Origin of the sequence: Nonomuraea sp. NPDC005730 (genome assembly GCF_040630865.1) — a bacterium.
GTDB lineage: Bacteria > Actinomycetota > Actinomycetes > Streptosporangiales > Streptosporangiaceae > Nonomuraea.
Map to the genome: position 1 here is coordinate 45,874 of NZ_JBEXYK010000048.1, position 23,556 is coordinate 69,429.

Sequence of the window (23,556 nt, forward strand, 5' to 3'; positions counted from 1 at the left end):
GCATGGCCGCCAAGACGATCACCCCGCCACGTCACGATCCCAAAGTGATCACGGCGCTGCGCCGGTTCGCGATCTCGATCACCATCTTCAACATCCTCGGCTACACCGTGCTGGGGTTCGAGCAGCCGTGGTCGTGGCCGTTCGTGGCGCTGGCCACCGGCTACACCGTGGAGATCATCCTTGAGGTGATCGGCGCCCGCCAGGAGGGCCGCGCGCCGCGCTTCCTCGGCAACGGCCCGCGCGGGCTGATGGAGTTCCTCTATCCCGCGCACATCACCTCCATCGCGCTCAACATGCTGATCTACGTCAACGACCAGGTGCTGGTCATGATGTTCGGCGTGACCGTCGCCGTGGGCGCCAAGTGGGTGCTCAAGGCGCCGGTGCGCGGGCGCATGCGGCACTTCATGAACCCGTCCAACTTCGGCATCGCGATCATCCTGCTGCTGCTGCCGTGGGCCAGCATCGCGCCGCCGTACCACTTCACCGAGAACGTCGACAACCCGATCGACTGGATCATCCCGGGGATCATCATCATCGGCGGGACCATGATCAACGGGAAGCTGACCGGCCGCATGTGGCTGATCGGCGGATGGGTGGGCGTCTTCGCCCTCCAGGCCGTGGTGCGCGGGCTGATCATCGACGACATCTCCATCCTCGGCGGGCTGTCGATGATGACCGGGGTGGCGTTCATCCTGTTCACCAACTACATGATCACCGACCCGGGCACGAGCCCGTCCAGACCGCTGTCCCAGGTCGCCTTCGGCGGCGGCGTGGCCGTGGTGTACGGCCTGCTCATGGGGATGAACATCCCGTACGGGATCTTCTTCGCCACGGCGGCGGTCTGCCTGATCCGCGGCGGCTTCCTGTGGGCGCTGCACATCGTGAACAAGGCGCGCGAGCTCGACGCCGCCAGGGTCAGCGCAGCCGCCGCCCAGGCGCTGCAGCACGCGCGGGAAGAGGTCGCGAAGGCATGACGAGGATCGCGATCGTCGGCATGGCCTGCCGGTACCCGGACGCCGCCTCGCCCAGGGAGCTGTGGGAGAACGCGGTGGCCGGCCGCCGCGCCTTCCGCCGGCTCCCGGACGAGCGCATGCGGCTGGAGGACTACTGGGACCCCGATCCCGCAGCGCCGGACCGCTTCTACGCCAAGACCGCCGCGGTCATCGAGGGCTACGCCTTCGACCGGGTGGCACACAAGATCGCCGGTAGCACGTACCGGTCGACCGACCTGGCCCACTGGCTGGCCCTGGACATGGCCGGCCGGGCCCTGGCCGACGCCGGGTTCGCGGGCGGCGAGGGGCTGCCGCGCGAGCGCACCGGGGTCGTCGTGGGCAACACGCTCACCGGCGAGTTCACCCGCGCGAACGTGCTGCGGCTGCGCTGGCCGTACGTGCGGCGCACCCTGGCCGCGGCCCTGAAGGAGCAGGGCTGGGACGACGAGCGCCTGGCCGCGTTCCTGGCCGACTACGAGGTCGCCTACAAGAGCCCCTTCCCGCCGGTGGACGAGGACACGCTGGCCGGCGGGCTGTCCAACACGATCGCCGGGCGCATCTGCAACCACTTCGACCTCAACGGCGGCGGCTACACCGTGGACGGCGCCTGCTCCTCGTCCCTGCTGTCGGTGGTGACGGCCGGCAAGGCGCTGGCCGACCACGACGTGGACGTGGCCGTCGCGGGCGGCGTGGACCTGTCCATCGACCCGTTCGAGGTGATCGGATTCGCCAAGACCGGCGCGCTGGCCAAGAGCGACTTCCGCCTGTACGACCGGCACTCCAACGGCTTCTGGCCGGGCGAGGGCTGCGGCATCGTCGTGCTGATGCGCGAGGAGGACGCGCTGGCCGCCGGGCGGCGGATCTACGCCACGATCGCCGGCTGGGGCGTCTCCTCCGACGGCAAGGGCGGGATCACCCGTCCGGAGGTGAGCGGCTACCTGCTCGCGATGCGCCGCGCGTACGACAAGGCCGGGTTCGGCCCCGAGAGCGTCGAGCTGTTCGAGGGCCACGGGACGGGCACGGCGCTCGGCGACGCGACGGAGCTCACGGCCCTGTCGCGGGCCAGGGCCGCGGCCGGGCGGCCGGCCGCGGTCGGCTCGATCAAGGGCATGATCGGCCACGCCAAGGCGGCGGCGGGCGTGGCGGGCCTGATCAAGGCGGCCATGGCCGTGCACGAGCAGGTGCTGCCGCCGACCATCGGGTGCGTCGACCCGCACCAGGTGCTCACCGACGAGGGCGCCACGCTGCGGGTGCTGCGCACGGCCGAGCCGTGGCCGCAGGGCGCGCCGCTGCGCGCCGCGGTGACCGCCATGGGCTTCGGCGGCATCAACACGCACGTGGTGCTGGAGAACACCGGCCCGCGGCGGCGGGTGTCCAGCCGCGTCAAGGCGCTGGCCGCCGCGTCCCAGGACGCGGAGCTGTTCCTGCTGGACGGCGGCACCTGGGACGAGCTGCGCGGCCTGGTGTCGGAGCTGCTCGACTTCGTGCCCAAGGTGTCCTACGGCCAGCTCGCCGACCTGGCCGCCACGCTGCGCGGGCGGCTGCGCGGCCTGCCGTTCCGGGCGGCCGTCGTGGTCTCCTCGCCCGACGACGCCGTACGGCAGCTCACCCGCGTGCTGACGGCGCTGGAGTCCGGCGAGAACACGCTGTCCACCCCCGACGGCAAGGCGTTCGTCGGCCGCGCCTCGGCCCGGCCGCGGATCGGCTTCCTCTTCCCCGGGCAGGGCTCGGGCCGCGGGACCGACGGCGGCGCGCTGGCCAGGCGCTTCGCCGACGTCGCCGAGGTGTACACCACCGCGGCGCTGCCCGCCGACGGCGACATGGCGGCCACCGAGGTCGCCCAGCCGCGCATCGTCACCGGCTCGATGGCGGGCCTGCGCGCGCTGTCGCTGCTCGGCATCGAGGCGGACGCGGCCGTCGGGCACAGCCTGGGCGAGCTGTCGGCCCTGCACTGGGCGGGCGCGATGGACGAGGACGCGCTGCTGCGCGTGGCGACCAAGCGCGGCCGGGCGATGCGGGAGCGCAGCGAGCCGGGCACGATGGCCGGCGTGCGGGCCGCGCCGGAGACCGTGCTGGAACTGGCCGGCGACCTGCCGGTGGTGATCGCCGGGTACAACGGGCCGCTCCAGACCGTCGTCGCCGGGCCGGTGGCGGCGGTGGAGGAGGCCGGGCGCGCGGCCGAGCGCGCCGGGCTGACCTGGACCAGGCTGAACGTCTCGCACGCCTTCCACTCGCCCCTGGTCGCCCCGGCGGCCGAGGCGCTGGCCGGATACCTGGCGGAGGAGCGGTTCGGGCCGGTCGCCCGGCGGGTCGTCTCCACCGTCACCGGGGACGACCTGGCCGCCGGGACCGACATCCCGGCGCTGCTGCACCGGCAGATCACCGCGCCCGTGCTGTTCGCCCAGGCGCTGGCCGCGGTGGCCGCGGACGCGGACCTGCTGGTCGAGGTGGGCCCCGGCCGGGTGCTCAGCAGGCTGGCGGCCGAGCTGACCGACGTGCCGGCCGTCGCGCTGGACACCGACAGCGAGTCGCTGGCCGGGCTGCTCGGCGTGGCCGGCGCCGCGCACGTGGCGGGCGTGCCCGTCGCCTGCGAGGAGCTGTTCCACGGGCGGCTGGTCAAGCCGCTGGAGATCGGCGCGACGTTCTCGTTCTTCACCAGCCCGGCCGAGCAGGCGCCGCAGGTGCGCGTCAAGGCAGCCGCCCCGCAGCCGGCGGAGCGGGCGGCCGAGCCGGACGGCGGGACGAGCGGCGGGGCGGCGGCGCGGCCGGGCGAGTCCACGGTCGAGCTGCTGCGGCGGCTGGCCGCCGAACGCGCCGAGCTGCCGCTGGAGATGGTGACCGAGGACAGCAAGCCGCTGGACGAGCTGCACCTCAGCTCGGTCACCGTCATGCACATCATCGACCAGGCCACCCAGCATCTGGGCGTGCCCGCGGGCATGGCGCCGGCCAACGTCGCCACCGCGACGCTCCAGGAGCTGGGCGAGGCCCTGGACCGGCTGGCCGCGCAGCCGCGCGCGCAGTCGGCGCGGGGCGTGGCGGGCGCGGCGCCGTGGGTGCGCCCGTTCGCCGTGGACCTGGACGAGCAGCCGCGGCCCCGGCGGGCGGCCGCGGACCGCGCGGGGTCGTGGCAGGTGTTCGCGCCCGCCGGTGCGCCCCTGGCGGGGCCGCTGCGCGAGGCACTCGAAGGGGAGAAGATCGGTTCCGGTGTCCTGGTGTGCCTACCCGCGCGGTGCGCGGCCGACGACCTGGAGCAGGCGCTGCTCGGCGCCAAGGCGGCCCTGGCCGGCGGACCGGGCACCCGGTTCGTCCTGGTCCAGCACGGCCGGGGCGCGGCGGGGCTGGCCAAGACGTTCCACCTGGAGAGCGGCCTGCCCACCACGGTCGTGCACCTGCCGCAGGACGCGCCGCAGGCCGCCGCCTGGGTAGCGGCGGAGGCGGCGGCCACGACGGCGTTCAGCGAGGTGCACTACGACGCCGGCGGTGTGCGGCGGGTGCCGACGCTGCGGGCGCTGCCGTACCGGCAGGAGCGGGCGGAGGAGCCGCTGACCGGCTCCGACGTGCTCCTGGTGACCGGCGGCGGCAAGGGCATCACCGCCGAGTGCGCCATGGCCATGGCCGGTGCGGCCAAGGTGGCCGTGCTCGGCCGCTCCGACCCCGCCCAGGACGAGGAGCTGGCCGCGAACCTGCGGCGCATGGCCACGACCGGGCTCACCGTCCACTACGCCAGGGCCGACGTCACCGACGCCGCCCAGGTGCGGGCGGCCGTGGCCGCGGCCGAGCAGGCGCTCGGGCCGGTCACCGCCGTCCTGCACGGCGCCGGGCGCAACGAGCCCGAGGGCATCGCCGGGCTGGACATGGACGCCTTCCGCCGCACGTTCGCCCCCAAGGTGGACGGCCTGCGCAACGTGCTGGAGGCGGTCGAGCCCGGACGGCTGCGGCTGCTGGTGACGTTCGGCAGCATCATCGGCCGGGCGGGCCTGCACGGCGAGGGCCACTACGCCACCGCCAACGAGTGGCTTGCCGACCTGACCCGCGAGGCGGGCGAGCGGCACCCGGGCTGCCGGGCGATCTGCATGGAGTGGTCGGTCTGGTCCGAGGTCGGCATGGGCGAGCGGCTGTCGGTCGTGGACCGGCTGGTCGAGCAGGGCATCACGCCGATCCCGGTGGACCGGGGCGTGGAGATCATGCGCCGCCTGGTGAGCGATCCCGACGCGCCCGGCGTGGTGGTGATCAGCGGGCGCACCGAGGGCATCCACACCGTGCGCCGGGAGGAGCCGGAGCTGCCGCTGCTCCGCTTCGTCGGCGCGCCACTGGTCCGCTACCACGGCGTGGAGCTGGTCAGCGAGGTCGAGGTGAACGCCGGGACCGACCTGTACCTGGCCGATCACCTGCTGGACGGCAACCTGCTGTTCCCGGCGGTGTTCGGGCTGGAGGCCATGGCGCAGGTGGCGTACGCGGCCACCGGCCGTCCCGGGGCGCCCGTCGTGGAGCAGGCGGAGTTCGTCCGGCCGATCATCGTGCCGCCCGACGGGAGCACCACGCTCCGGGTGGCGGCGGCGGTCACCGGGCACGACACGGTCGCGGTCGCCATCCGCAGCCAGGAGACCGGCTTCGACGTCGACCACTTCACGGCCGTGCTGCGCCTGGACGCCGGCGCCCCGCCCGCGGGCCCGCCCGAGCAGTCCGGCGACGAGCTGCCGCCGGTCGCGCTGGACCCCGACACCCAGCTCTACGGCGAGGTGCTCTTCCAGGGCCGGCGCTTCCAGCGGCTGCGCCGCTACCACCGGGCCGCGGCCCGCGAGGTGGACGCCGACCTCCAGGTGGCGCAGGAGTGCGACTGGTTCGCCGGGTACCTGCCGCCGGACCTGCTCCTGGGCGACCCCGGCATGCGGGACGCGCTGATGCACGGCAACCAGGTGTGCGTGCCCGACGCCACCCTGCTGCCGACCGGCATCGAACGCGTCCACCCGGCCGGGGCCGCGCTGTCCGGCGCGGACGAGGTGCGCTACTGCGCCTCCGAGCGGTCCAGGGACGGCGACGCCTACGTCTACGACGTCGCGGTCCGGACGAAGGACGGCGAGGTCGTCGAACGCTGGGAGGGGCTGCGGTTGCAGGCCGTGCGGAAGAAGGGCGGAGCCGGTCCGTGGGCGGCGCCGCTGCTCGGCCCGTACCTGGAGCGCACGCTGGAGGACCTGACGGGCGCGCGGGTCGCGGTCGTCGTGGAGCCGGGCGAGGGCACCGGCGACCTGGCCGTGGCCCGGCTCGGCGCGGCCCCGGCGGAGGGCGTGCGGACGGTGTCGGCGCACGTGCCGGGACTGACGGTGTGCGTGGCCGCCCCGGGGCCGCTGTCCTGCGCAGTCGAGCCCGTCACCCCCGCCGGGCCCGGCGACGCGGCCGACCCGGGCGACGGGCGGGACGCGCTCGCCGGCGAGATCGCCGCGGCCTCCGGGGAGGACGCGGACACCGCCCGCGCCCGCACCCGCGCCGCGCTCGCCTGCCTGCGCACCGCCGGAACGGCGGCGGGGACGGCAGCGGGGACGGACGTGCCGCTCGCGGTGACCCGGGCCGGGGCCGACGGATGGGTGGTGCTGACCGGCGGCGGCGCGGCCGTGGCCACGCTCGCCACCCGGGTGAACGGCCTGCCCGCCCCCGTCGTCGTCGCGATACTCACCGAAGGGCGGTCCTAGCCCATGGGCACCTACTACGAGTACCTGCACACGGTCGGCTTCGAGGAGACCAACCTCGTCGGCAACGTCTACTACGTCAACTACCTGCGCTGGCAGGGACGCTGCCGGGAGATGTTCCTCATGGAACGGGCCCGGGACGTGCTGGCCGACCTGCAGGACGACCTCAAGCTGTTCACGCTCAAGGTCGACTGCGAGTTCTTCGCCGAGATCACGGCCTTCGACCAGCTGTCCATCCGGATGCGCCTGATCGAGCTGGCGCAGACGCAGATCGAGTTCGGCTTCGACTACGTCCGGGTCACCCCGGGCGCGCCCGAGGTCCTCGTCGCCCGCGGCAGGCAGCGGGTGGCCTGCATGCGGGGGCCGAACACCAAGACCGCGCCGGCGAGGGTGCCCGAGCCCCTGGTCAGGGCGCTCGAACCGTACCTGGCCTAGAACCCGGACCCAGGAGGTCACCGTGCAACTCCACTCATCGGCCCCGGCGCCGCAGGTCGCGGACGCCAAGGCGCTGCGCGACGCGTTCGGGGCGTTCGCCACCGGCGTCACCGTGATCACCACGGGCGGCGAGGTCCCGCACGCCATGACGGCCAACTCCTTCACCTCGGTCTCGCTCGACCCGCCGCTGCTGCTGGTGTGCGTCGGCAAGGGCGCCGTGATGCACCAGTGCATCACCGCGGCCACGTCGTTCGGGGTGTCGGTGCTGGCCGGGCACCAGGAGGCCGAGGCGCGGCACTTCGCCGACCGCTACCGGCCGCTCGGCCTGGCCCAGTTCGCCGACGTCGAGGTGACGCCGGGTGAGGTCACCGGGGTGCCGCTCATCGCGGGCGCAGCGGCCCGCTTCGAGTGCCGGGTCTGGCGCGCCTACGACGGCGGCGATCACACGATCTTCGTCGGCGAGGTGCTGTCCCTGAGCCGGCGGGACGACTGCGACGGCCTGCTGGTCTACCGGGGCCGTTTCGGGGAGACCTCCCCTGCCCTGCAGGGGGTGTCGGCGTGACCACGCTGGGCACCCGCCCGGTGGCGCTGGGCGGCCGCGTGCCGCCCGGCCCGCCGCCCTGGGCGGCGCCCGTCCTGTACCGGCGGCTGGTCGGCGACCGGCTCGCGCTGCTGTCGAAGGCGACCGCCCGGTACGGCGACGCGGTGCGCATGACGATCGGCCCGAAGAGCATCTACCTGTTCAACCATCCCGACCACGCCAAGCACGTCCTGGCCGACAACAGCGGCAACTACCGCAAGGGCATCGGCCTGGCCGAGGCCCGGCGGGTGATCGGTGACGGGCTGCTGACCAGCGACGGCGAGCGGTGGCGGCAGCAGCGCAGGACCATCCAGCCGCTGTTCCAGAACAAGCGGCTGGCCCAGCAGGACACCGTGCTGGCCGAGGAGGCCGGCCGTCTGGTCGAGCGGCTGCGGGCCCGGGTGGGCGGCGGGCCCGTGGACGTGGCCGGGGAGATGACCGGCCTGGCGCTCGGGGTGCTCGGCCGCACCCTGCTGGAGGCCGACCTCGGCGCGCACGGCTCGGTCGGGCACGCCTTCGAGGGCGTCCAGGACCAGGCCATGTTCGAGATGGTCACGCTGGCCATGGTGCCGTTATGGCTGCCGCTGCCGCTGCACCTGCGTTTCCGCCGGTCGCGGCGGGAGTTGTACCGGGTCGTGGACCTGCTGGTGGCCGAGCGGCTGGCGAACCCGACCGGCGGCGGCGACCTGTTGTCCCTGCTGATCGAGTCCACCGGGCTGCGGAAGGACCCGCGGGCCGCCCGGCAGCGCCTGCGGGAGGAGGTGGTCACGGTGCTGCTGGCCGGGCACGAGACCACCGCCAGCACCCTGTCGTGGGCCTTCCACCTGCTGGACCGGCATCCGGAGGTGCGCGAGCGGGTGCGGGCCGAGGCCGTCTCGGTGCTGGGCGACCGGCCGCCGAAGTACGAGGACCTGCGCAGGCTCACCTACACGGCGGCGGTGCTGGAGGAGGTCATGCGGCTGTACCCGCCGGTGTGGGCGCTGACGCGGGTGGCGCGGGAGGACGACGAGGTGGGCGGGTACCGGGTCCCGGCGGGCGCGGACGTGCTCATCAGCCCGTACACGCTGCACCGGCATCCGGCGTACTGGCGGGAGCCGGACGCGTTCCGTCCCGAGCGGTTCGAGCCGGGCGCGCCCGCCGACCGGCCGCGGTACGCCTACATCCCCTTCGGCGCGGGCCCGCGCTTCTGCGTGGGCAACCACCTGGGGATGATGGAGGCCACGTTCGTGCTGGCGATGGTCACCCGGGAGCTGCGGCTGACCGGGCTGCCCGGCCGCCGGGCGGTTCCGGAGGCCATGTTGTCGCTGCGGGTGCGCGGCGGGCTGCCGATGACGGTGAGCCCGGCCTAGAGATCGGCCCGGAGATCGGCCCGGAAGTCACGGAAGGGCCCGCGGAAATCGACCGCGGGCCCTTCCGCACGTGCCACCCCTTCTTGTCAGGTGTGGGTGTCGGTCCAGGCCAGCAGGTCGCGCAGGGCGAGCAGGACGGGCGGGTCGAGCGCGTTCATGGGACGCAGCCGCAGGTCGGCGCGCTCGCCGCCGCCGCCGCCCACCTCGATCGGCCCGATCCGCGCGATGCACGTCGCGGCGTCACCCTGGGGCGGGTGGTGCACGGCGTCCTCGCGGGACTCGGCCACGGACTGGGCGATCAGGTACCAGCTGCCCTTGGGCACGTTCTCCAGCACGTACGGGCCGGGCCGGCTGATCAGGGTGAAGCTCGCCGGTCTGCCCTCCAGGATCTGGCCGGGGAAGACGCCGGCGAACACCGGCCGGTCGGCCAGCGGCGAGGTCACGACGCCGTGCAGGGTCGCCGCCGGGCCGCCGAACACGCGCCCGCCGCCGGCCAGGTCCGCCGCCGTGACGCTCAGGAACTGCCGGTACCTGCTCGGCGACAGGCCCACGCTGTGGGTGAAGCGCGAGCTGAAGGTGCCCACGCTGGAGTAGCCGACCTGGTGGCTGATGTGGGTGATGCTGAGCGAGGTGGACACGAGCAGGCGTTTGGCCTCGCGCAGCCGCACCGCGGACAGGAACCGTCCAGGGGACAGCCCGGTCACGCGCTGGAAGACGCGCGAGAAGTGGAACTTGCTGAACATCGCGGTCCGCGCCATGTCGTCAATGGTGAGCTGCTCGCCGTGGTTCTCCTGCATGCTCTCGATGACCCGCAGGACCGCTCGTTCGATGACGTCGTCCATATGGTCTCCCGGAACCCGGAAGCCCTCGGGCGCGCGTCCCCCGTCGATTCTCCGGCCGGAGAATTCCCGGGAGGCGCGACGATTCCTCGGCGCTCCGGATGCATTGCCTTTCGGTTGCCACCTGGTACACGCTCTCGGGCGTGCAGTACGCTGCATGACAAATCGCCCTTTTTTGGGAAATCTTCGGAAATCTCGGCAATTTATCTGAGAATGCGATTTATAGGGCCCATTCGCGGCGGGGGGCCGGCAGCAGCTGCCTGAGCACCCGGCCGTCGCGGTGGTGCGGCCGCCGCTCGTGCGGGTAGCCGAGCGAGACCTCCTCGAAGCGCACCCCGTCGTGCCAGCTCGTGCCCGGGATGTGCAGGTGGCCGTAGACGACCGCGGCGGCACGGAAGCGCAGGTGCCAGTCGGCCGTCTGCTCGGTGCCGCACCACTGCGCCAGCGCCTGGTGCCGCAGGACGCGGGTGGGGGCGCGCAGCAGCGGGAAGTGGTTGACCAGGACCGTGGGCAGGGCCGGGTCGAGCGCGTCCAGCCGCAGTTCGCTCTCGCGCACCCGGGCCCGGCACCACGCCTGCCTGCTGGGATACGGCTCGGGATGCAGCAGGAACTCGTCCCTGCACACCACCCCCTGTTCGCGGGCCAGGCCGAGCGCCTGCTCCCGGGTGGTGCCCGGCGGGCGGAAGCTGTAGTCGTACAGCAGGAACAGGGGGACGACGGCCACCGGGCCGCCCTCCCCCGTCCAGACCGCGTACGGGTCCTCGGGCGTGAGCACGCCGAGGCGCCGGCAGATCTGCACCAGGCGCCGGTAGCGCTCCTCGCCGCGCAGGCCGGGGTCGCCGGGCGTGGTCCACAGCTCGTGGTTGCCCGGCGCCCACACCACCTTGGCGAAGCGCTCGCCGAGCAGGCCGAGCGTCTGCTCGAACGCGTCCAGCCGCTCGGCGACGTCCCCCGCCACCAGCAGCCAGTCGTCCGCGGTGCGCGGGCGCAGCTCCTCGACGGCCGCCCTGTTCTCGGGAAATCCGACGTGGAGGTCGCTGATCGCCAGTAATGCCGCACCGGAGGCGCTCACGTCGCGAGCGTATGTGCGCGAGAACGGGCCGGGCAGCGTACGGAGAGAAGAACAGGGGTCCACGGGGGGCGAATAGGGGGTGGCGCCGGTGCCTTTGTGGATAAGGGCGCGGGGGCGTCCGTTAGGGGTTGTTGCGGCGCACCGCACATTCAATTCTGAGCATGCCGAAGAAAGCGGAAATTGCACGGCCGTGTTCCGGGGGTGAGGGTGATGGCCGATGTACGGGGGCAGGAATTCGCTGATTTCGCGCGGGAGGCCAGGCCCATGCTGCGCCGGGTGGCCTTCCGGCTCTCCGACGACTGGCACGAGGCCGACGACCTCGTCCAGCGCACCCTGCTGGCGCTGCACCGGCACTGGGACGGCCTCGACCGGCGCGACCGCGCCGAGGCGTACGCGCGGCAGATCATGCGGCGGTTGCTCATCAGCGACCGCAGGTCGCTGCGCTGGTCGCGGGAGGTGCTCAGCGGGGCGCCGCCCGACGCGGCCGCGGCGCTGGACCCCTACGACCTGGTGGGCGAGCGCATCGTGCTGATGGGCGCGCTGGCCAGGCTCGGGCCGCGGCAGCGGGCGACGATCTTCTTCCGGTTCTGGGAGGGGCGCAGCGCCGAGGACACGGCCCGGGTCATGGGCAACGAGTCCTCCACGGTCCGCAGCCAGACCGTCAGGGCGCTGAGCACCCTGCGGGCCGCGCTGGCGCGCACCGACCCCGCCGACCGTACCGACCGAAAGCCGACCTGAACGAGGGAGTACCCATGGGTCCACTGCTCTACGAGACGAGGGTGGAGACGCTGGAGGCGCTCGCGGACACCATCGTGCCCGGCCCCAAGCGCGGCCCGGACGACCGGGCGGTGGCGGGCATGAGCCCGACGGGCGGCGCGGTCGCGGCCGGCGCCGTCGAGCTGCTGGAATGGGACGCCACCGGTGTCTCCGAGGGCCTGGAGGACTACGCCCGCTCGCTGAACGAGCACGCCCGCGCCCACGCCGACCAGCACGGCATCGTGCTGGAGGAGGGCGTGCCCGCGTTCGTGGCCCTGCCGTTCGAGGAGCGCGGCGCGCTGGTGCGCACGCTGACCGCGCCCGGCCACCCGGAGAAGGCGCTGTGGGTGCTGCTGGTGCTGTTCTGCTACATGGCCTACGACTCCGCCGCCCACCTGCACACCGCCGACGCCATCAGGGCCGGGCATCCCGGCCTGACCGCCATGGGCATCACTCCGCCCGACGCGGACGGGCTGTGGCGCTTCCCCGCCTACTCCTACGGCCGTCCCCTCGCCGACATCCACCCGGACACGACAGCTTCAGGGAGCCCCGCATGAACGGCGTCGAACGCACCGACGTGCTGGTGATCGGCAGCGGCTTCGGCGGCGCGATCCCCGCCTACCACCTGGCCGCCGGCGGCGCCGACGTGATCATGCTGGAGCGCGGCCCGTGGCTGGAGTCCGCCGACTACGAGCACGACTTCAAGCTGGGCTCGTCCTACACCCGCATCTTCGACTTCACCGTCGGCGACGGCATGAGCGTGCTGGGCGGCAACTGCGTGGGCGGCGGCAGCGTGGTCTACTTCGCGGCCATGCCGCGCGCGCCGCGGTTCGTCTTCGAGCGCCGCGGCAGCATCAAGCGCCGCATGTGGCCGGCCGCGATCAGCCGCGACACCCTCGACCCCTGGTACGACCGGGTCGCCGAGTCGATCTCCATCACCCAGCAGGGCTGGGAGGACGTCTCGTACTCCGGCGGCCTGTGGGCGGCGGCCTGCCGGCACGCGGGCCGCACCGCCAACCCCGTGCCCGCGGCCGTGGACACCGGGGCCTGCGTCAACTGCAACTGGATGATGGCCGGCTGCCGGTTCGACGCCAAGCAGTCGCTGCTGGTCAACTACCTGCCGGCGGCGCTCGCCCACGGCGCCAGGATCAGGCCGCTGCACGAGGTGCAGCGCATCGACAGGACGCCCGACGGCTCCTACCGGGTGCACTACAAGATCGTCCATGGCGAGGACTACCGCCTGACCGAGGGCGAGGGCACGATCGAGGCCAAGGTGGTGGTCCTCGCCGCCGGCGCCGCCGCCACGCCGGTCATCCTGCAGCGCAGCGAGGCCGCGCTCGGCGCGATGCCGCACGCCGTTGGCCGCTACTTCTCCGGCAACGGCGAGCGGCTCAACACCGCCGTGCTGAACGAGGAGCGCGTGCGCGAGGTGCTGGGCCTGGAGCGCGGCGACGGCCTGGCGTACGCGGCCAACCAGATCGGCAAGGGCCCGACGGTGGCCAACTGGGACCGGCTGGACGGCTCGCTGCCCGAGTACACCCGCTACTCGCTGGAGCAGCTCTACTTCCCGCCCGGCCTCGGCACCATCCTCGCGCTGGCCGGCGGCCCCGACCCGGCGTGGTTCGGGCTGCGCAAGAAGGAGATGCTGGAACGCTGGCGGTCCTGGCTGATCATCTTCCAGATGATCGAGGACGACAACGAGGGCGTCTTCGGGCCGCCGCCCGTGCGCGGCAACGCCGACCGGGTCTCCCAGCAGATGCTGGGCGTCGGCCGGCTGTCGTACAAGCCGACCGCGAACACCTCGGCCGCCTGGGCGATGGCCGACGCCGAGTGCAAGGAGATCCTGGAGCGCGACGGGCTGGCCACGGTGACGCCCTGGACGAACGACCTGGTCGGCGCGTACACGGTGCATCCGCTGGCCTCGTGCCGGATCGGCGACGACCCGTACACCTCGGCGCTGGACGACGGGCACGAGCTGCGCGGGCACCCGGGGATCTTCGTCACGGACGGCTCGGCCGTGCCGGGCGCGCTGACCGTCAACCCGGCGATGACCATCTCCGCGCTGGCCGAGCGGGCCGTGCCGGGGATCGTCAGGGCCGCGCGGGAGCGCGGCGTGCGGGTCTCCTACGGCGCGCCCGCCCCGGACGGCTCCACCGCCGGCCGCCGGGCCACCGCGTCGCTGGCCGCCGCCGCGCTGCGCGGGTAGGGCACCGGCGATGGGACGGCTGCTCAGCCGGATGACGGCGCCCGGCGCGCTCGCCCAGGTGCGGCACGTCCGCCCGGTGCGGCCGGGCGCCGCCCATGGCCTGGTGGCCCGGGTGTACGAGCAGGTCGAGCGGGACTTCGGCATGCTCGCGCCGCCGGTGGCCCTGCACTCCCCCGCGCCCCGCGCCCTGGCCGCGTGCTGGCTGGTCCTGCGCGAGTCGCTGCTCGCCGCCGGGGCGGCCGGCCGGGTGGCCGGGGAGCTGGTGGCGAGGGAGGTCTCGGCCGGCAACGCCTGCCCGTACTGCGTGGACGTGCACGGCGCGACCCTGCGCGCGCTGACCCCCGCCGATCCCCGGCTGCGGCCGCTGGCCGTCTGGGCCAGGGCGAGCGCCGCGCCCGGGGCCGGCGGCCCGCCGGTGACGGGGGCGGCGGCCGTGGAGCTCGTGGCGGTCGCGGTGACCTTCCAGTACCTCAACCGCATGGTCAACGTGTTCCTCGGCGACTCGCCGCTGCCGCCGGAACTGCCGGGCGCGGCGCGCGGGCCCGCGCTGCGCGTGTTCGGCGCGCTCATGCCGCCCGCCGCGCGGCGGCCCGCGACCCCAGGCGGCTCGCTGGACCTGCTGCCCGGTGCGCCGCTGCCGGACGACCTGGCCTGGGCGGGCGGCGTCCCGCGGCTCGGCGAGGCGTTCGCCAGGGCCGCGGCGGCGATCGAGGAGGGCGGCGCGCGGCGGCTGCCCGTCCCGGTCCGCGAGCTGGTCGCCGAGCGGGTGTCCGGCTGGGACGGCGTCCCGCCCGGCCCCGGCAGCGGCTGGGCCGGGCGGGCCGCCGCCGCACTGCCGCCCGCGCAGCGTCCGGCCGCCCGGCTGGCGCTGCTGACCGCGCTGGCCTCCCACCAGGTGGACGCGCGGACGGTCGGCGAGTTCCGGGCCGCGACGCCGGGCTCGGCCGCGCTCGCCGATACCGCGCTCGTCGAGGCGGCCTCCTGGGCGGCCATGACAGCCGCCCGCTGGACCGCCGCCTGGTCCGGGCCGCCCGCCACCCCGCTTCCGACCGTATCGACAGCCGACTGAAAGGAACGAGGACGTGACCGAGCTAGAGGTAGTGCTCGACGACCTGGCGGCCGACGGCGACCAGCTCGACGCGCTGGTGTCGGGCCTGGACGCCCAGCAGTGGAAGCTGCCCACCCCCGCGCCGGGCTGGACGATCGCCGACCAGATCGCCCACCTGGCCTTCATCTTCCGCCTGGCCACCGCCGCCGCCACCGACGCGGAGGCGTTCACGGCCATGACCGCCGGCGCCGAGAAGAACTTCGACGGCGCGGTGAACGCCGCGCTCAAGGCGTTCGAGAACGACTCGCCGGACACGCTGCTGGCCAAGTGGCGGGCCGGACGGTCGGAGGTGCACGCCGGTCTGGCCGCCGTGCCCGCGGGCGAGGTCGTGCCGTGGCTGGTCAACCCGCTGCCGCCGATCGTGCTGGCGTGCGCGGGCATCATGGAGACCTTCGCCCACGGGCAGGACGTCGCCGACGCGCTCGGCGTGCGGCTGGAGCGCACCGACCGGCTGCGGCACCTGGTCGTCTTCGCGGTGCTCACCCGGGACTTCGGCTACCTGTCGCGCGGCCTGACCCCGCCGGCCGAGGAGTTCCGCTTCGAGATCACCGGCCCCTCCGGCGAGGTGTGGGCCTACGGCCCCGAGGACGCCGCCCAGCGGATCAGCGGCCCGGCCGAGGACTTCTGCCTGCTGGTGACCAGGCGGCGGCACCGCGCCGACGTGGCGGTCACGGCGACCGGCGCCGAGGCCGACCGCTGGCTGGACATCGCGCAGGCCTACCGCGGGCCGGCCGGCGCCGGCCGGCGTCCCGGCCAGTTCGCCCGCGCCGGCGTCTGAGAAGCCCTCCCGAACCGCGGGCGCGCCCGTCCGGAACTCCCCCAGTCCCGGGCGCGCCCGCTTCTCACGTCCCTGCCTCCAGCCCTGCCTCCAGCCCTGCCTCCAGCGCTCGGCGGTCCACCTTGCCCGAGGCCGTCTGCGGCAGGCGCGCCACGAACGTGATCCGCCGGGGGAACTTCTGCGCCGCCAGCCGGGCCCGGACGAACGCTTTCAGCTCGGCCGCCTCGACCGCCGCCGAGGCCACCACGTACGCGTGCGGCCGGGTCAGCCCGCGCAGCCGGTACCCGACCACCGCGCACTCGGCCACGGCCGGATGCTCGCGCAGGCAGTTCTCGATCTCGGCGGGCGCCACCCAGGACCCGCCCACCTTCAGCAGGTCGTCGGCCCGTCCCCGGTAGCGGAAGTAGCCGTCGGCGTCCCTGGTCACCAGGTCGCCCGAGCGCACGGTCCGCTCGCCCACGAACGTGCTCGCGGTCCGCTCCGGGTCCTGCCAGTACTCCAGCGCGACGGCGTCACCGGTGACCTCCAGCCGCCCGCTCTCGCCGTCGGGGACCTCCTGCCCTTCGGGGTCCACGACGCGGGCGCGGTAGCCGGGGACGACCTGGCCGAGCGTGCCGGGCCGGACCCGTCCCGGGCGGTTGGACAGGAAGATGTGGTACGCCTCGGAGGAGCCGAGCCCGTCCACCACCTCCACGCCGAAGGTGTCGCTCCAGCGGCGGTGCAGCTCGGGCGGCAGCGCCTCGCCCGCCGACGTGCACAGCCGCAGGCAGCTCAGGTCCTGCCGGTCGGCGTCGGGGTGGGCGAGCATGGCGCTCATCATCGTGGGCACGTTCACCAGGACCGTGGGCCGGTGCTCGGCGATCAGCTCGAAGATCGTCTCGACCCGGCTGCGCTCGGGGAAGATCACGCCGGCCGCGCCGACGCCGAAGGGGAACAGGGCGGTCAGGTCGCGGGCGTAGCCGAAGAAGAGTTTGGGCACGGGCAGCACCACGTCGTCCGGGCGCAGGTCCAGCACGCCGCGGGCGTAGGAGTCGAAGCTGACGTGCGGGCTCCTGGCGGGCAGCACGCAGGCGCGCGGCGCGCCGGTGCTGCCGGTGGTGAACTTCCACAGCGCCACGTCCCCGGCGGCGACCGGCACCGGGTCCAGCCGCGCGTCCTGCGCGGCGACCAGGGTGTCGAAGTGGTGCTCGCCGGGGCGCAGCAGGTGACGCGGCACGCCGGTGACGAGCAGCCCGGTCAGCCCCGCCGCGCGCAGGCTCTCCAGCGCGGACGGCCCCGCCACCACCAGGCGCGGACGGGCGTAGCCGGCGAAGTAGCGGTAGTCCTTGGGCCGCAGGAACGTGTAGACCTCGGCGGTGACCGCGCCGATCTTCTGGGCGCCGTACCAGGTGGCGACCGACTCCACGCTGTCGTCGGCGGCGATGAGCACCCGGTCGCCGCGGCGTACGCCGAGCTCGCGCAGCGCGTTGCCGGCGCGGTCGGCCAGGGCGCGCAGCGTCGCGTAGTCGACGCGGCCCTGGCGGGTGACGAGCGCGGTCCTGGCGCCGTCGGCGCGGTCGAGGAATCGTGCGGCGATGTTGAAAGAGTCCATGACATGCCTTCTCGCTGCTCTGCTCGCGGGCTGGTTCCGCCTTCCACGGTGCCGGGCGCGGGCCGTCCGCAGGGGGTCCGGCGGCGTCAGCAAGCTGGCGGTCGTGGCAGCTTGCTGACGGGTTTCTCCCGGATTGCGGGATGGCCGCCGGAGCGTTGACGGGCCCGTCGGGCCCCGCGTGTACTGGGGATGCGGCGGCCGCGACGGCCGTCGCGCTCCGGAGGAGAAGCGATGGCATCCACGCCCGCGGGCTCGTGGCCGGTGACGGAGACGACCGGTGAGGCGCCCGGTGACATGGCCCGTGACACGGCCGGTGAGACGGCCGGTGAGACGGCCGCCGAGACGGCCGGTGAGATGTTCGCGCCGATGGCCGACTGCCTCGGTGGCGCCGTCCATCTGGCCTGCGCCGAATCCCCGCAGGACGAGCTCGCCGTCATCGTCGCCGGGTTCGCCGGCTACGAGGCCCAGAGCAGGGCGCGGGCGCTGGCCCGGCTGGCCGCCCTGCGCCGCCTGCGCCGCCTGCCCGGCGACGGCCCCCAGACCGCGTGGACGGGGACGGAGCTGCGCCTGTCGGACTTCCTCGCCGACCCGCCCGCGAGCCTTCGGCGGCACGTGCCCGGCACCGGCCTGCTCAGCGGGCGGCGCTACCGGCTGCCCGTCGAGATCGTCTGGACGGGCGGGCACGAATGCCTGGTCGAGCCGGCCACCAGCGGCGTGGTGGACAGCGGCGTGCCGGAGGCGATCGCCGAGGTGGTCGCCCACGACGTGGTGGCGCGCTGGTGGGCCGAGCCGCGCGAGCCGCTGCTGCGGGTCTCCGGCTCGCTGGACCGCCTGCTGCCGCCCGGCGTGACGGCCGCGGCCTCGGGGCTGGGGCTGCGGATGTCGGCGTTCGTGTTGTCGGTGCCCGATCTCCGGGTCGCCCTGGTGACCGTCGGCGGCGAGGGCGCGACGCTGGCCGCGGCGGCCGGCCGGACCGTGAAGTCGGCCGTGTGCGAGGCGTTCCTGCGCGCGATGGCGGCCAGGGCGCAGCCGTGGAGCACGCTGGAGCTGCCCGACTGCCTGCGCCGGTTCGCCGTGTGGCAGCGGGAGGGCGACTACGCCGCCCATCTGGAGCGCCTGGCCGTCGACGCCGATCCGCGACTGGTGGACGAGGTGAGCGGGCTGCGTCCGTCCGGCTGGCCGGAGATCGCCGCGCGCCGGTTCGGGCACGAGCCGGTCGCCGTGCGGGCCGACGGCGAGGTCGTCAAGGTGCTGTGCCCGGGGGCCCTGTGCTACCGGGCCGCGCCCGGGGCCACCGTGCTGCCCTGTCCCGTGCCCTGACCTCACCGGACACCGCAACCTGCGAGGAGCGCCGGCCGTCTGGATTCCGATAATGGAACTGCAAGCTCCGGCCGCCGAACCCCCGGGAGGTGGGGCGTGGATCTGTCCGTCATTGGAGTCACCCCCGAAGCGGAGGCGGTCTACCGCTATTTCCTGCGCCATCGGGGCGAGAGCGTCGGCTCGGTGCCCGAGGCCCTGGACCTCGATCCCGAGACGGTGGAGTCGGCGGTGGAGACGCTCGACCGGCTCGCCATGCTCGACCTGAACGACCGCCACCGGGTCACCGCGACCGAGCCGCGGATCGCCATCGAGCGCCTGGTCGAACAGCGCCTGGAGGAGCTGAACGCGGAGATCCGCCGGGTGTTCGGCGCCCGCGACGCCATCTCCAGCTTCCTGGAGGACAAGCGGGAGGGCGACCGTTCCAACGCGGTGCTGGACATCGAGCGGGTGGAGAGCGGCGCGCGGGTCCGCCAGCGTCTGGACGACCTGGCCTTCTTCTCCTACAAGGAGACGCTCTGCCTGCACCCGGGCGGCCCGTTCAACGAGGTGATGATCGAGTCGGCGCTGCCGCTCGACACGCGCTCGCTGCGGCGCGGCCTGGCCCTGCGCGAGATCTTCCACCCCAAGGCGCTGGAGGACCAGCGCATGGTGTCGTACCTGCGCGAGCTGGCGCACCTGGGCGCCGAGATCCGCGTCACCGACCAGCCGATGGACCGCATGCTCATGTACGACCGCAGCGTGGCCGTCGTCCCGATCGACCCCAAGGCGCACTCCACGGGCGCGCTGCTGGTCCGCGAGCCGGGCCTGATCTCCCAGCTCGTCATCTACTTCGAGGGCCTGTGGAAGGCGGCCGTGCCGCTGGCCGACCACCTCGACCCGCCCGGCGAGGAGCCGACGCTGTCGAAGATGGAGCAGCGGGTGCTGGCGGTCATGGCCACGGCCGACAAGGACGAGATCGCCGCCCGCGAGCTGGACATCTCGGTGCGCACCTACCGCCGTTACGTCGCCGACCTGATGGCCAGGCTCGGCGCGGTCAACCGTTTCCAGGCCGCGCTGCGCGCCAAGGAGGAGAACTGGATCTGACGCGTTTCTTCCGTCGTTTCCTGTCGTACGACATGACGAACCCCCGCGACCCGGTCGCGGGGGTTCTCTCGTGCTCGGCCCTTTTCTATAAGCAGACCTCCTCGGCGAAATTCACGGTCAATTCCTTTCCGGTGTCGGGGCTTTTTACGGCCAGGTGTTGCCCTGCGGGGAGGGCAGCGGGGTGGGCAGCGGCCAGGTGTTGCCGTCAGGGCCGGCCGGCGCGGGCCAGGTGTTGCCGTCCGCCTGCAGCACGACCGTGTCGGTGGCAGCGGCGGCGGCCTGCGCGGCGGTGGCGCCGACGGCCCAGACGAGCATCCCGGAGACAATCGCGATAATCCACTGGGAAATCCTCTTGGCAACAATGCTGTGCGTCATTTCACTGCCTCTTTCTCGGCGGTCCTTGTCGCTGCTTCCTTGCACTTCCAACTTTGCGCCGCGGCGGGGGCGCGAACCAGGCTTCGGCGAGGCAGCAAGCTGCAGGGCGTTTCCGCTTCCTGCCACGTCCGGCCGGTCAAGCACTGCAGGAGGTGACATGGAACAGCCATCGATCTTTAACTGGACGTACCGGAAGAGTCCGAGGAGGAAACGATGACCATCTCCCCCGAGGTCCTCCAGGAAGCCCCGCCGTCGGCCATGGACCGCCTGCGCGAGGAGCTCGCCGGCGCGCGCGAGGACATCGCGCGCGGTCGCCCGCAGGCCGTGGAGCGGCAGCACGCGCTGGGCAAGCGCACCGCGCGCGAACGACTCGACCTGCTGCTGGACGAGGGCTCGTTCCTGGAGATCGAGATGTTCCGGCGGCACCGGGCCCAGGGGCTCGGCATGGAGGCCCAGCGGCCGCACACCGACGGGGTCGTGGCCGGATCCGGAACCATCGACGGCCGCCGCGTCTTCGTCTACGCGCAGGACTTCACCGTCTTCGGCGGCTCGCTCGGCGAGGCGCACGCGCAGAAGATCCACAAGGTGATGGACCTGGCGCTGTCCAGCGGGTCGCCGTTCATCGGGCTCAACGACAGCGGCGGGGCCCGCATCCAGGAGGGCGTGCTGTCGCTCAACGGCTACGGCGGCATCTTCCAGCGCAACGTGCAGGCGTCGGGGGTGATCCCGCAGATCGCCGTCGTGCTCGGCCCGTGCGCGGGCGGGGCCGCGTACTCGACGGCGCTGGCCGACTTCACGTTCATGGTGCGCGACACCGCCCAGCTCTACCTGACCGGCCCGGACGTGGTCGAGGCGGTCACCGGCGAGCGCATCACGCACGCCGAGCTGGGCGGCGCGCAGGTGCACGCCAGCCGGTCCGGGCTGGCCACGTTCGTGCACGACGACGAGGAGAGCTGCCTGGCCGCCGTGCGCGACCTGGTCTCGATGTTGCCGAGCAACAACATGAGCCGCCCGCCGGCGCTGCCCGCGCGGGCCGCGGCCGGCGACGCCCGGCCCCGGCTGGCCGAGATCGTGCCGGTGGAGCCGAACAAGCCGTACGACATGCGGCTGGTCATCGCCGAGGTGGTGGACGACGGCGACTTCCTCGAACTGCACCAGAGCTGGGCGCCCAACGTGATCTGCGCGCTGGCCCGGATCGACGGCCAGGTGATCGGCGTGGTGGGCAACCAGCCGACGGTGCTGGCCGGCGTGCTGGACGTGTCGGCTGCGGAGAAGGCGGCCAGGTTCGTCAGGTTCTGCGACGCCTTCTCCATCCCCCTGGTCACGCTCGTGGACGTGCCTGGCTTCCTGCCCGGCAAGGAGCAGGAGCACTCGGGCGTCATCCGGCACGGCGCCAAGCTGCTGTACGCCTACTGCGAGGCGACCGTGCCGCGCGTCCAGGTCATCGTCAGGAAGGCCTACGGCGGGGCGTACATCGTGATGGACTCCCGCTCGATCGGCACCGACCTGTCGCTGGCCTGGCCGACCAACGAGATCGCGGTGATGGGCGCCGAGGGGGCGGTCAACGTCATCCACCGCAAGGAGCTGGCCGCCGCGGCCGACCCCGCCGCCCGGCGGGCGGAGCTGCTGGAGCAGTACACCCGCGAGCTGGTCCATCCGGCGTACACGGCCGAGCGCGGCCTGGTCGACGCCGTGATCGACCCGGTGGAGACGAGGTCGGCGGTGGCACGCGGGCTGGCCATGCTGCGCGACAAGCGCAAGCACGTGGCGCCGCGCAAACACGGCAACCTTCCCTTGTAGGGCTGCCCGTCAGTTCCCCTGGCCGGCGCGGGGGACGGCCGCGGCCGTCCGGGCGGGCCGGCCGGGGAGCCTGAGCGCGGCCAGGACGCCCGCCAGCATGACGGCGCCCAGGACGAGGACCGCCGCGCGCATCCCCTCGGCGGAGGCGTCGCGCAGCGCCTGCCCGGCGAGCCCTTCGATGCCGTGATTGGCGACGGCCACCAGGACCGCCAGGCCCGCCGCGGTGCCCACCTGCAGCGCGGTGGAGGCCACCCCGGAGGCCAGGCCCTGTTCGTCCGCCGGGACGCCGGTGCCGGCCGCGATCCACATGGCCTCGTACGTGATGCCCATGCCCAGGCCGATGACGACGACCCCGGGCAGGACGGTGAGGAGCGATCCGTCCCCCTGCATGCCGGGGGCCAGGAGCACGGCGCCCACGGCGTTGACGACGATGCCGGCGATCAGCGTGCCGCGGGTGCCGAGCCGGTGGACCAGCCGCTCGCTGAGGAAGTTGCCGGCCGTGATCGACAGGGTCGGGCCGAGGAACGCCAGGCCGGTCTCCAGGGCGTCGAAGCCGAGGACGTCCTGGAGGTACAGGGTCAGGAAGTACGGCACGGCCTGCATCGTCAGGCCGAAGACGAGGATGACCACGACCGCGCCGCTGAGCGCCCGGTTGCGGAACAGCCGCAGCGGCATCAGCGGCGTCCGTCCGCGGGCCTGGACGCGCAGGAACACCGCCCCCAGGGCCGCCGCGAGCACGGCCGCCGCGACCACCTCGGCCCGCGCCCAGCCCGCCTCCGAGCCGTGCGCGACCGCGAAGATCAGCAGCGTGATGCCGGCGGTGCCGGTCAGCGTCCCGGGCACGTCCACGCTGCCCCGGGTGGCGCGGCCGTCGGGAGGCAGCAGGACGAAGGCCGCGACGGCGCCCACGGCGGTCAGCGGCACGTTGACGTAGAACACGGCCTGCCAGCCCAGGGCCTGGGTGAGCACCCCGCCGGCCAGCGCGCCCGCCGTGAGCCCGCCGGCGCCCGCCATGGCCCAGACCGTCAGCGCGCGGTTGCGCTCCCTGCCCTCGGCGAAGGCGGTGTTGACCAGGGCCAGCACCGCGGGGAACAAGACCGCGCCGGCCAGGCCCTGCAGACCGCGCCCGGCGAGCAGCACCGCCGGCGCCGTGGCCAGGCCGCCCAGTACGGAGGCCACGCCGTACAGCGCCATGCCGAGCACGAACATCCGCCGGCGTCCGGCCAGGTCGGACAGGCGCCCGCCGAGCAGCAGGAAGCCTCCGTAGAGGACGGCGTACGCGGTGACCACCCATTGCAGGGTGTGCGCCGTGAAGCCGACATCGGAGGCGATGTCCGGCAGGGCCACATAGATGATGGTGAAGTCGAGACTGATGATCAGATGCCCCAGCGCGAGCAGCGCGAGGCTCCACCCCGGCCGCCGGATGCGGGCCGGGGAGCGGGTGATGGACATGGATGTGCCTTTCGTCCGTACGGGGTCCGGTGGCCTGTCATGGCTGCACCGGAACCGGCGGACACTTGTTGGCACACCCCCTGAGGGCACTGGGGTGGGCGGCGCCCGGGCTCGGGCCGTCCGGTCCGGTCATCGC

18 protein-coding genes are annotated in these 23,556 nt (G+C 73.9%); 13 read left to right on the forward strand and 5 right to left on the reverse strand.

Annotated features, from left to right (window positions below):
• Nucleotides 1–2: 2 nt before the first annotated feature.
• The 5 genes from ABZ444_RS37050 to ABZ444_RS37070 are packed head-to-tail and all read left to right on the forward strand — an operon-like array spanning nt 3 to nt 9,040.
• A complete protein-coding gene (locus ABZ444_RS37050) occupies nt 3–974 on the forward strand; it encodes an enediyne biosynthesis protein (RefSeq protein WP_358007565.1) in 972 nt (323 codons plus the stop codon).
• Nucleotides 971–6,679 (forward strand): SDR family NAD(P)-dependent oxidoreductase, encoded by a 5,709-nt coding sequence (locus ABZ444_RS37055; protein WP_358007568.1) that lies wholly within the window; start codon nt 971–973, stop codon nt 6,677–6,679. Before ABZ444_RS37050 ends, ABZ444_RS37055 begins: the two co-directional genes overlap by 4 nt.
• A 3-nt stretch (nt 6,680–6,682) precedes the next feature.
• The gene (locus tag ABZ444_RS37060) at nt 6,683–7,111 is read left to right on the forward strand and encodes an acyl-CoA thioesterase (RefSeq protein WP_352329445.1); all 429 of its coding nucleotides are present in this window, start codon (nt 6,683–6,685) and stop codon (nt 7,109–7,111) included.
• Nucleotides 7,112–7,133: 22 nt separating this feature from the next.
• Complete coding sequence (locus ABZ444_RS37065; RefSeq protein ID WP_352329447.1) at nt 7,134–7,673, forward strand: flavin reductase family protein; 540 nt, start codon at nt 7,134–7,136, stop codon at nt 7,671–7,673.
• Nucleotides 7,670–9,040: a cytochrome P450 gene (locus ABZ444_RS37070; protein ID WP_358007571.1), complete on the forward strand. Its 1,371-nt coding sequence runs from the start codon at nt 7,670–7,672 to the stop codon at nt 9,038–9,040. The genes ABZ444_RS37065 and ABZ444_RS37070 overlap by 4 nt, the downstream gene beginning before the upstream one ends.
• Before the next feature lie 86 nt (nt 9,041–9,126).
• On the opposite strand, the gene ABZ444_RS37075 is transcribed toward ABZ444_RS37070, so the two are convergent.
• Complete coding sequence (locus tag ABZ444_RS37075; RefSeq protein ID WP_358007574.1) at nt 9,127–9,882, reverse strand: AraC family transcriptional regulator; 756 nt, start codon at nt 9,880–9,882, stop codon at nt 9,127–9,129.
• A 217-nt stretch (nt 9,883–10,099) separates the two neighbouring features.
• Entirely contained in the window at nt 10,100–10,951 is an 852-nt protein-coding gene (locus ABZ444_RS37080; RefSeq protein ID WP_357982039.1) for a metallophosphoesterase, read from the reverse strand.
• A gap of 210 nt (nt 10,952–11,161) precedes the next feature.
• Here ABZ444_RS37080 and ABZ444_RS37085 point away from each other — a divergent pair, with 210 nt between their 5' ends.
• Genes ABZ444_RS37085 through ABZ444_RS37105 form a run of 5 tightly spaced genes read left to right on the forward strand, consistent with a single transcriptional unit; the run spans nt 11,162 to nt 15,799 of the window.
• Nucleotides 11,162–11,689 carry a sigma-70 family RNA polymerase sigma factor gene (locus tag ABZ444_RS37085; RefSeq protein ID WP_357982041.1) on the forward strand — a complete coding sequence of 176 codons (528 nt, stop codon included), beginning with the start codon at nt 11,162–11,164 and terminating at the stop codon, nt 11,687–11,689.
• Nucleotides 11,690–11,703: 14 nt separating this feature from the next.
• Nucleotides 11,704–12,264, forward strand: a complete 561-nt coding sequence (locus ABZ444_RS37090; protein ID WP_358007577.1) for a DUF5987 family protein — start codon at nt 11,704–11,706, stop codon at nt 12,262–12,264.
• Complete coding sequence (locus ABZ444_RS37095) at nt 12,261–13,913, forward strand: GMC family oxidoreductase N-terminal domain-containing protein (protein ID WP_358007580.1); 1,653 nt, start codon at nt 12,261–12,263, stop codon at nt 13,911–13,913. Before ABZ444_RS37090 ends, ABZ444_RS37095 begins: the two co-directional genes overlap by 4 nt.
• A 10-nt stretch (nt 13,914–13,923) precedes the next feature.
• A complete protein-coding gene (locus ABZ444_RS37100; protein WP_358007583.1) occupies nt 13,924–14,982 on the forward strand; it encodes a carboxymuconolactone decarboxylase family protein in 1,059 nt (352 codons plus the stop codon).
• Nucleotides 14,983–14,995: 13 nt separating this feature from the next.
• Entirely contained in the window at nt 14,996–15,799 is an 804-nt protein-coding gene (locus tag ABZ444_RS37105; RefSeq protein WP_358007586.1) for a TIGR03084 family metal-binding protein, read from the forward strand.
• A 64-nt stretch (nt 15,800–15,863) separates the two neighbouring features.
• On the opposite strand, the gene ABZ444_RS37110 is transcribed toward ABZ444_RS37105, so the two are convergent.
• Nucleotides 15,864–17,390 carry a benzoate-CoA ligase family protein gene (locus ABZ444_RS37110; protein ID WP_358007589.1) on the reverse strand — a complete coding sequence of 509 codons (1,527 nt, stop codon included), beginning with the start codon at nt 17,388–17,390 and terminating at the stop codon, nt 15,864–15,866.
• Nucleotides 17,391–17,621: 231 nt separating this feature from the next.
• On the opposite strand from ABZ444_RS37110, the gene ABZ444_RS37115 reads away from it, so the two are divergent.
• Together ABZ444_RS37115 and ABZ444_RS37120 are read left to right on the forward strand one after the other, a co-directional pair.
• Nucleotides 17,622–18,710: a hypothetical protein gene (locus ABZ444_RS37115; RefSeq protein WP_358007592.1), complete on the forward strand. Its 1,089-nt coding sequence runs from the start codon at nt 17,622–17,624 to the stop codon at nt 18,708–18,710.
• A gap of 96 nt (nt 18,711–18,806) precedes the next feature.
• Nucleotides 18,807–19,793, forward strand: coding sequence for a helix-turn-helix transcriptional regulator (locus tag ABZ444_RS37120; protein WP_357982062.1), 987 nt, complete (start codon nt 18,807–18,809; stop codon nt 19,791–19,793).
• Between the two features lie 144 nt (nt 19,794–19,937).
• On the opposite strand, the gene ABZ444_RS37125 is transcribed toward ABZ444_RS37120, so the two are convergent.
• Nucleotides 19,938–20,108, reverse strand: coding sequence for a hypothetical protein (locus tag ABZ444_RS37125; RefSeq protein WP_358007595.1), 171 nt, complete (start codon nt 20,106–20,108; stop codon nt 19,938–19,940).
• Nucleotides 20,109–20,381: 273 nt separating this feature from the next.
• On the opposite strand from ABZ444_RS37125, the gene ABZ444_RS37130 reads away from it, so the two are divergent.
• Nucleotides 20,382–21,968: an acyl-CoA carboxylase subunit beta gene (locus ABZ444_RS37130; RefSeq protein ID WP_358007598.1), complete on the forward strand. Its 1,587-nt coding sequence runs from the start codon at nt 20,382–20,384 to the stop codon at nt 21,966–21,968.
• 9 nt (nt 21,969–21,977) lie between these two features.
• Here ABZ444_RS37130 and ABZ444_RS37135 read toward each other — a convergent pair whose 3' ends face one another.
• The gene (locus ABZ444_RS37135) at nt 21,978–23,420 is read right to left on the reverse strand and encodes an MFS transporter (RefSeq protein ID WP_358007601.1); all 1,443 of its coding nucleotides are present in this window, start codon (nt 23,418–23,420) and stop codon (nt 21,978–21,980) included.
• Nucleotides 23,421–23,556: the final 136 nt, after the last annotated feature.

What these genes read in the sequence shown, in the direction of transcription:
- ABZ444_RS37050 (WP_358007565.1), top strand. Translation starts at nt 3, where the DNA reads ATGGCCGCCAAGACGATCACCCCGCCACGTCACGATCCCAAAGTGATC.
- ABZ444_RS37055 (WP_358007568.1), top strand. Translation starts at nt 971, where the DNA reads ATGACGAGGATCGCGATCGTCGGCATGGCCTGCCGGTACCCGGACGCC.
- ABZ444_RS37060 (WP_352329445.1), top strand. Translation starts at nt 6,683, where the DNA reads ATGGGCACCTACTACGAGTACCTGCACACGGTCGGCTTCGAGGAGACC.
- ABZ444_RS37075 (WP_358007574.1), bottom strand. Translation starts at nt 9,882, where the DNA reads ATGGACGACGTCATCGAACGAGCGGTCCTGCGGGTCATCGAGAGCATG.
- ABZ444_RS37085 (WP_357982041.1), top strand. Translation starts at nt 11,162, where the DNA reads ATGGCCGATGTACGGGGGCAGGAATTCGCTGATTTCGCGCGGGAGGCC.
- ABZ444_RS37090 (WP_358007577.1), top strand. Translation starts at nt 11,704, where the DNA reads ATGGGTCCACTGCTCTACGAGACGAGGGTGGAGACGCTGGAGGCGCTC.
- ABZ444_RS37095 (WP_358007580.1), top strand. Translation starts at nt 12,261, where the DNA reads ATGAACGGCGTCGAACGCACCGACGTGCTGGTGATCGGCAGCGGCTTC.
- ABZ444_RS37100 (WP_358007583.1), top strand. Translation starts at nt 13,924, where the DNA reads ATGGGACGGCTGCTCAGCCGGATGACGGCGCCCGGCGCGCTCGCCCAG.
- ABZ444_RS37110 (WP_358007589.1), bottom strand. Translation starts at nt 17,390, where the DNA reads ATGGACTCTTTCAACATCGCCGCACGATTCCTCGACCGCGCCGACGGC.
- ABZ444_RS37115 (WP_358007592.1), top strand. Translation starts at nt 17,622, where the DNA reads ATGGCATCCACGCCCGCGGGCTCGTGGCCGGTGACGGAGACGACCGGT.
- ABZ444_RS37125 (WP_358007595.1), bottom strand. Translation starts at nt 20,108, where the DNA reads ATGCTCGTCTGGGCCGTCGGCGCCACCGCCGCGCAGGCCGCCGCCGCT.
- ABZ444_RS37130 (WP_358007598.1), top strand. Translation starts at nt 20,382, where the DNA reads ATGACCATCTCCCCCGAGGTCCTCCAGGAAGCCCCGCCGTCGGCCATG.
- ABZ444_RS37135 (WP_358007601.1), bottom strand. Translation starts at nt 23,420, where the DNA reads ATGTCCATCACCCGCTCCCCGGCCCGCATCCGGCGGCCGGGGTGGAGC.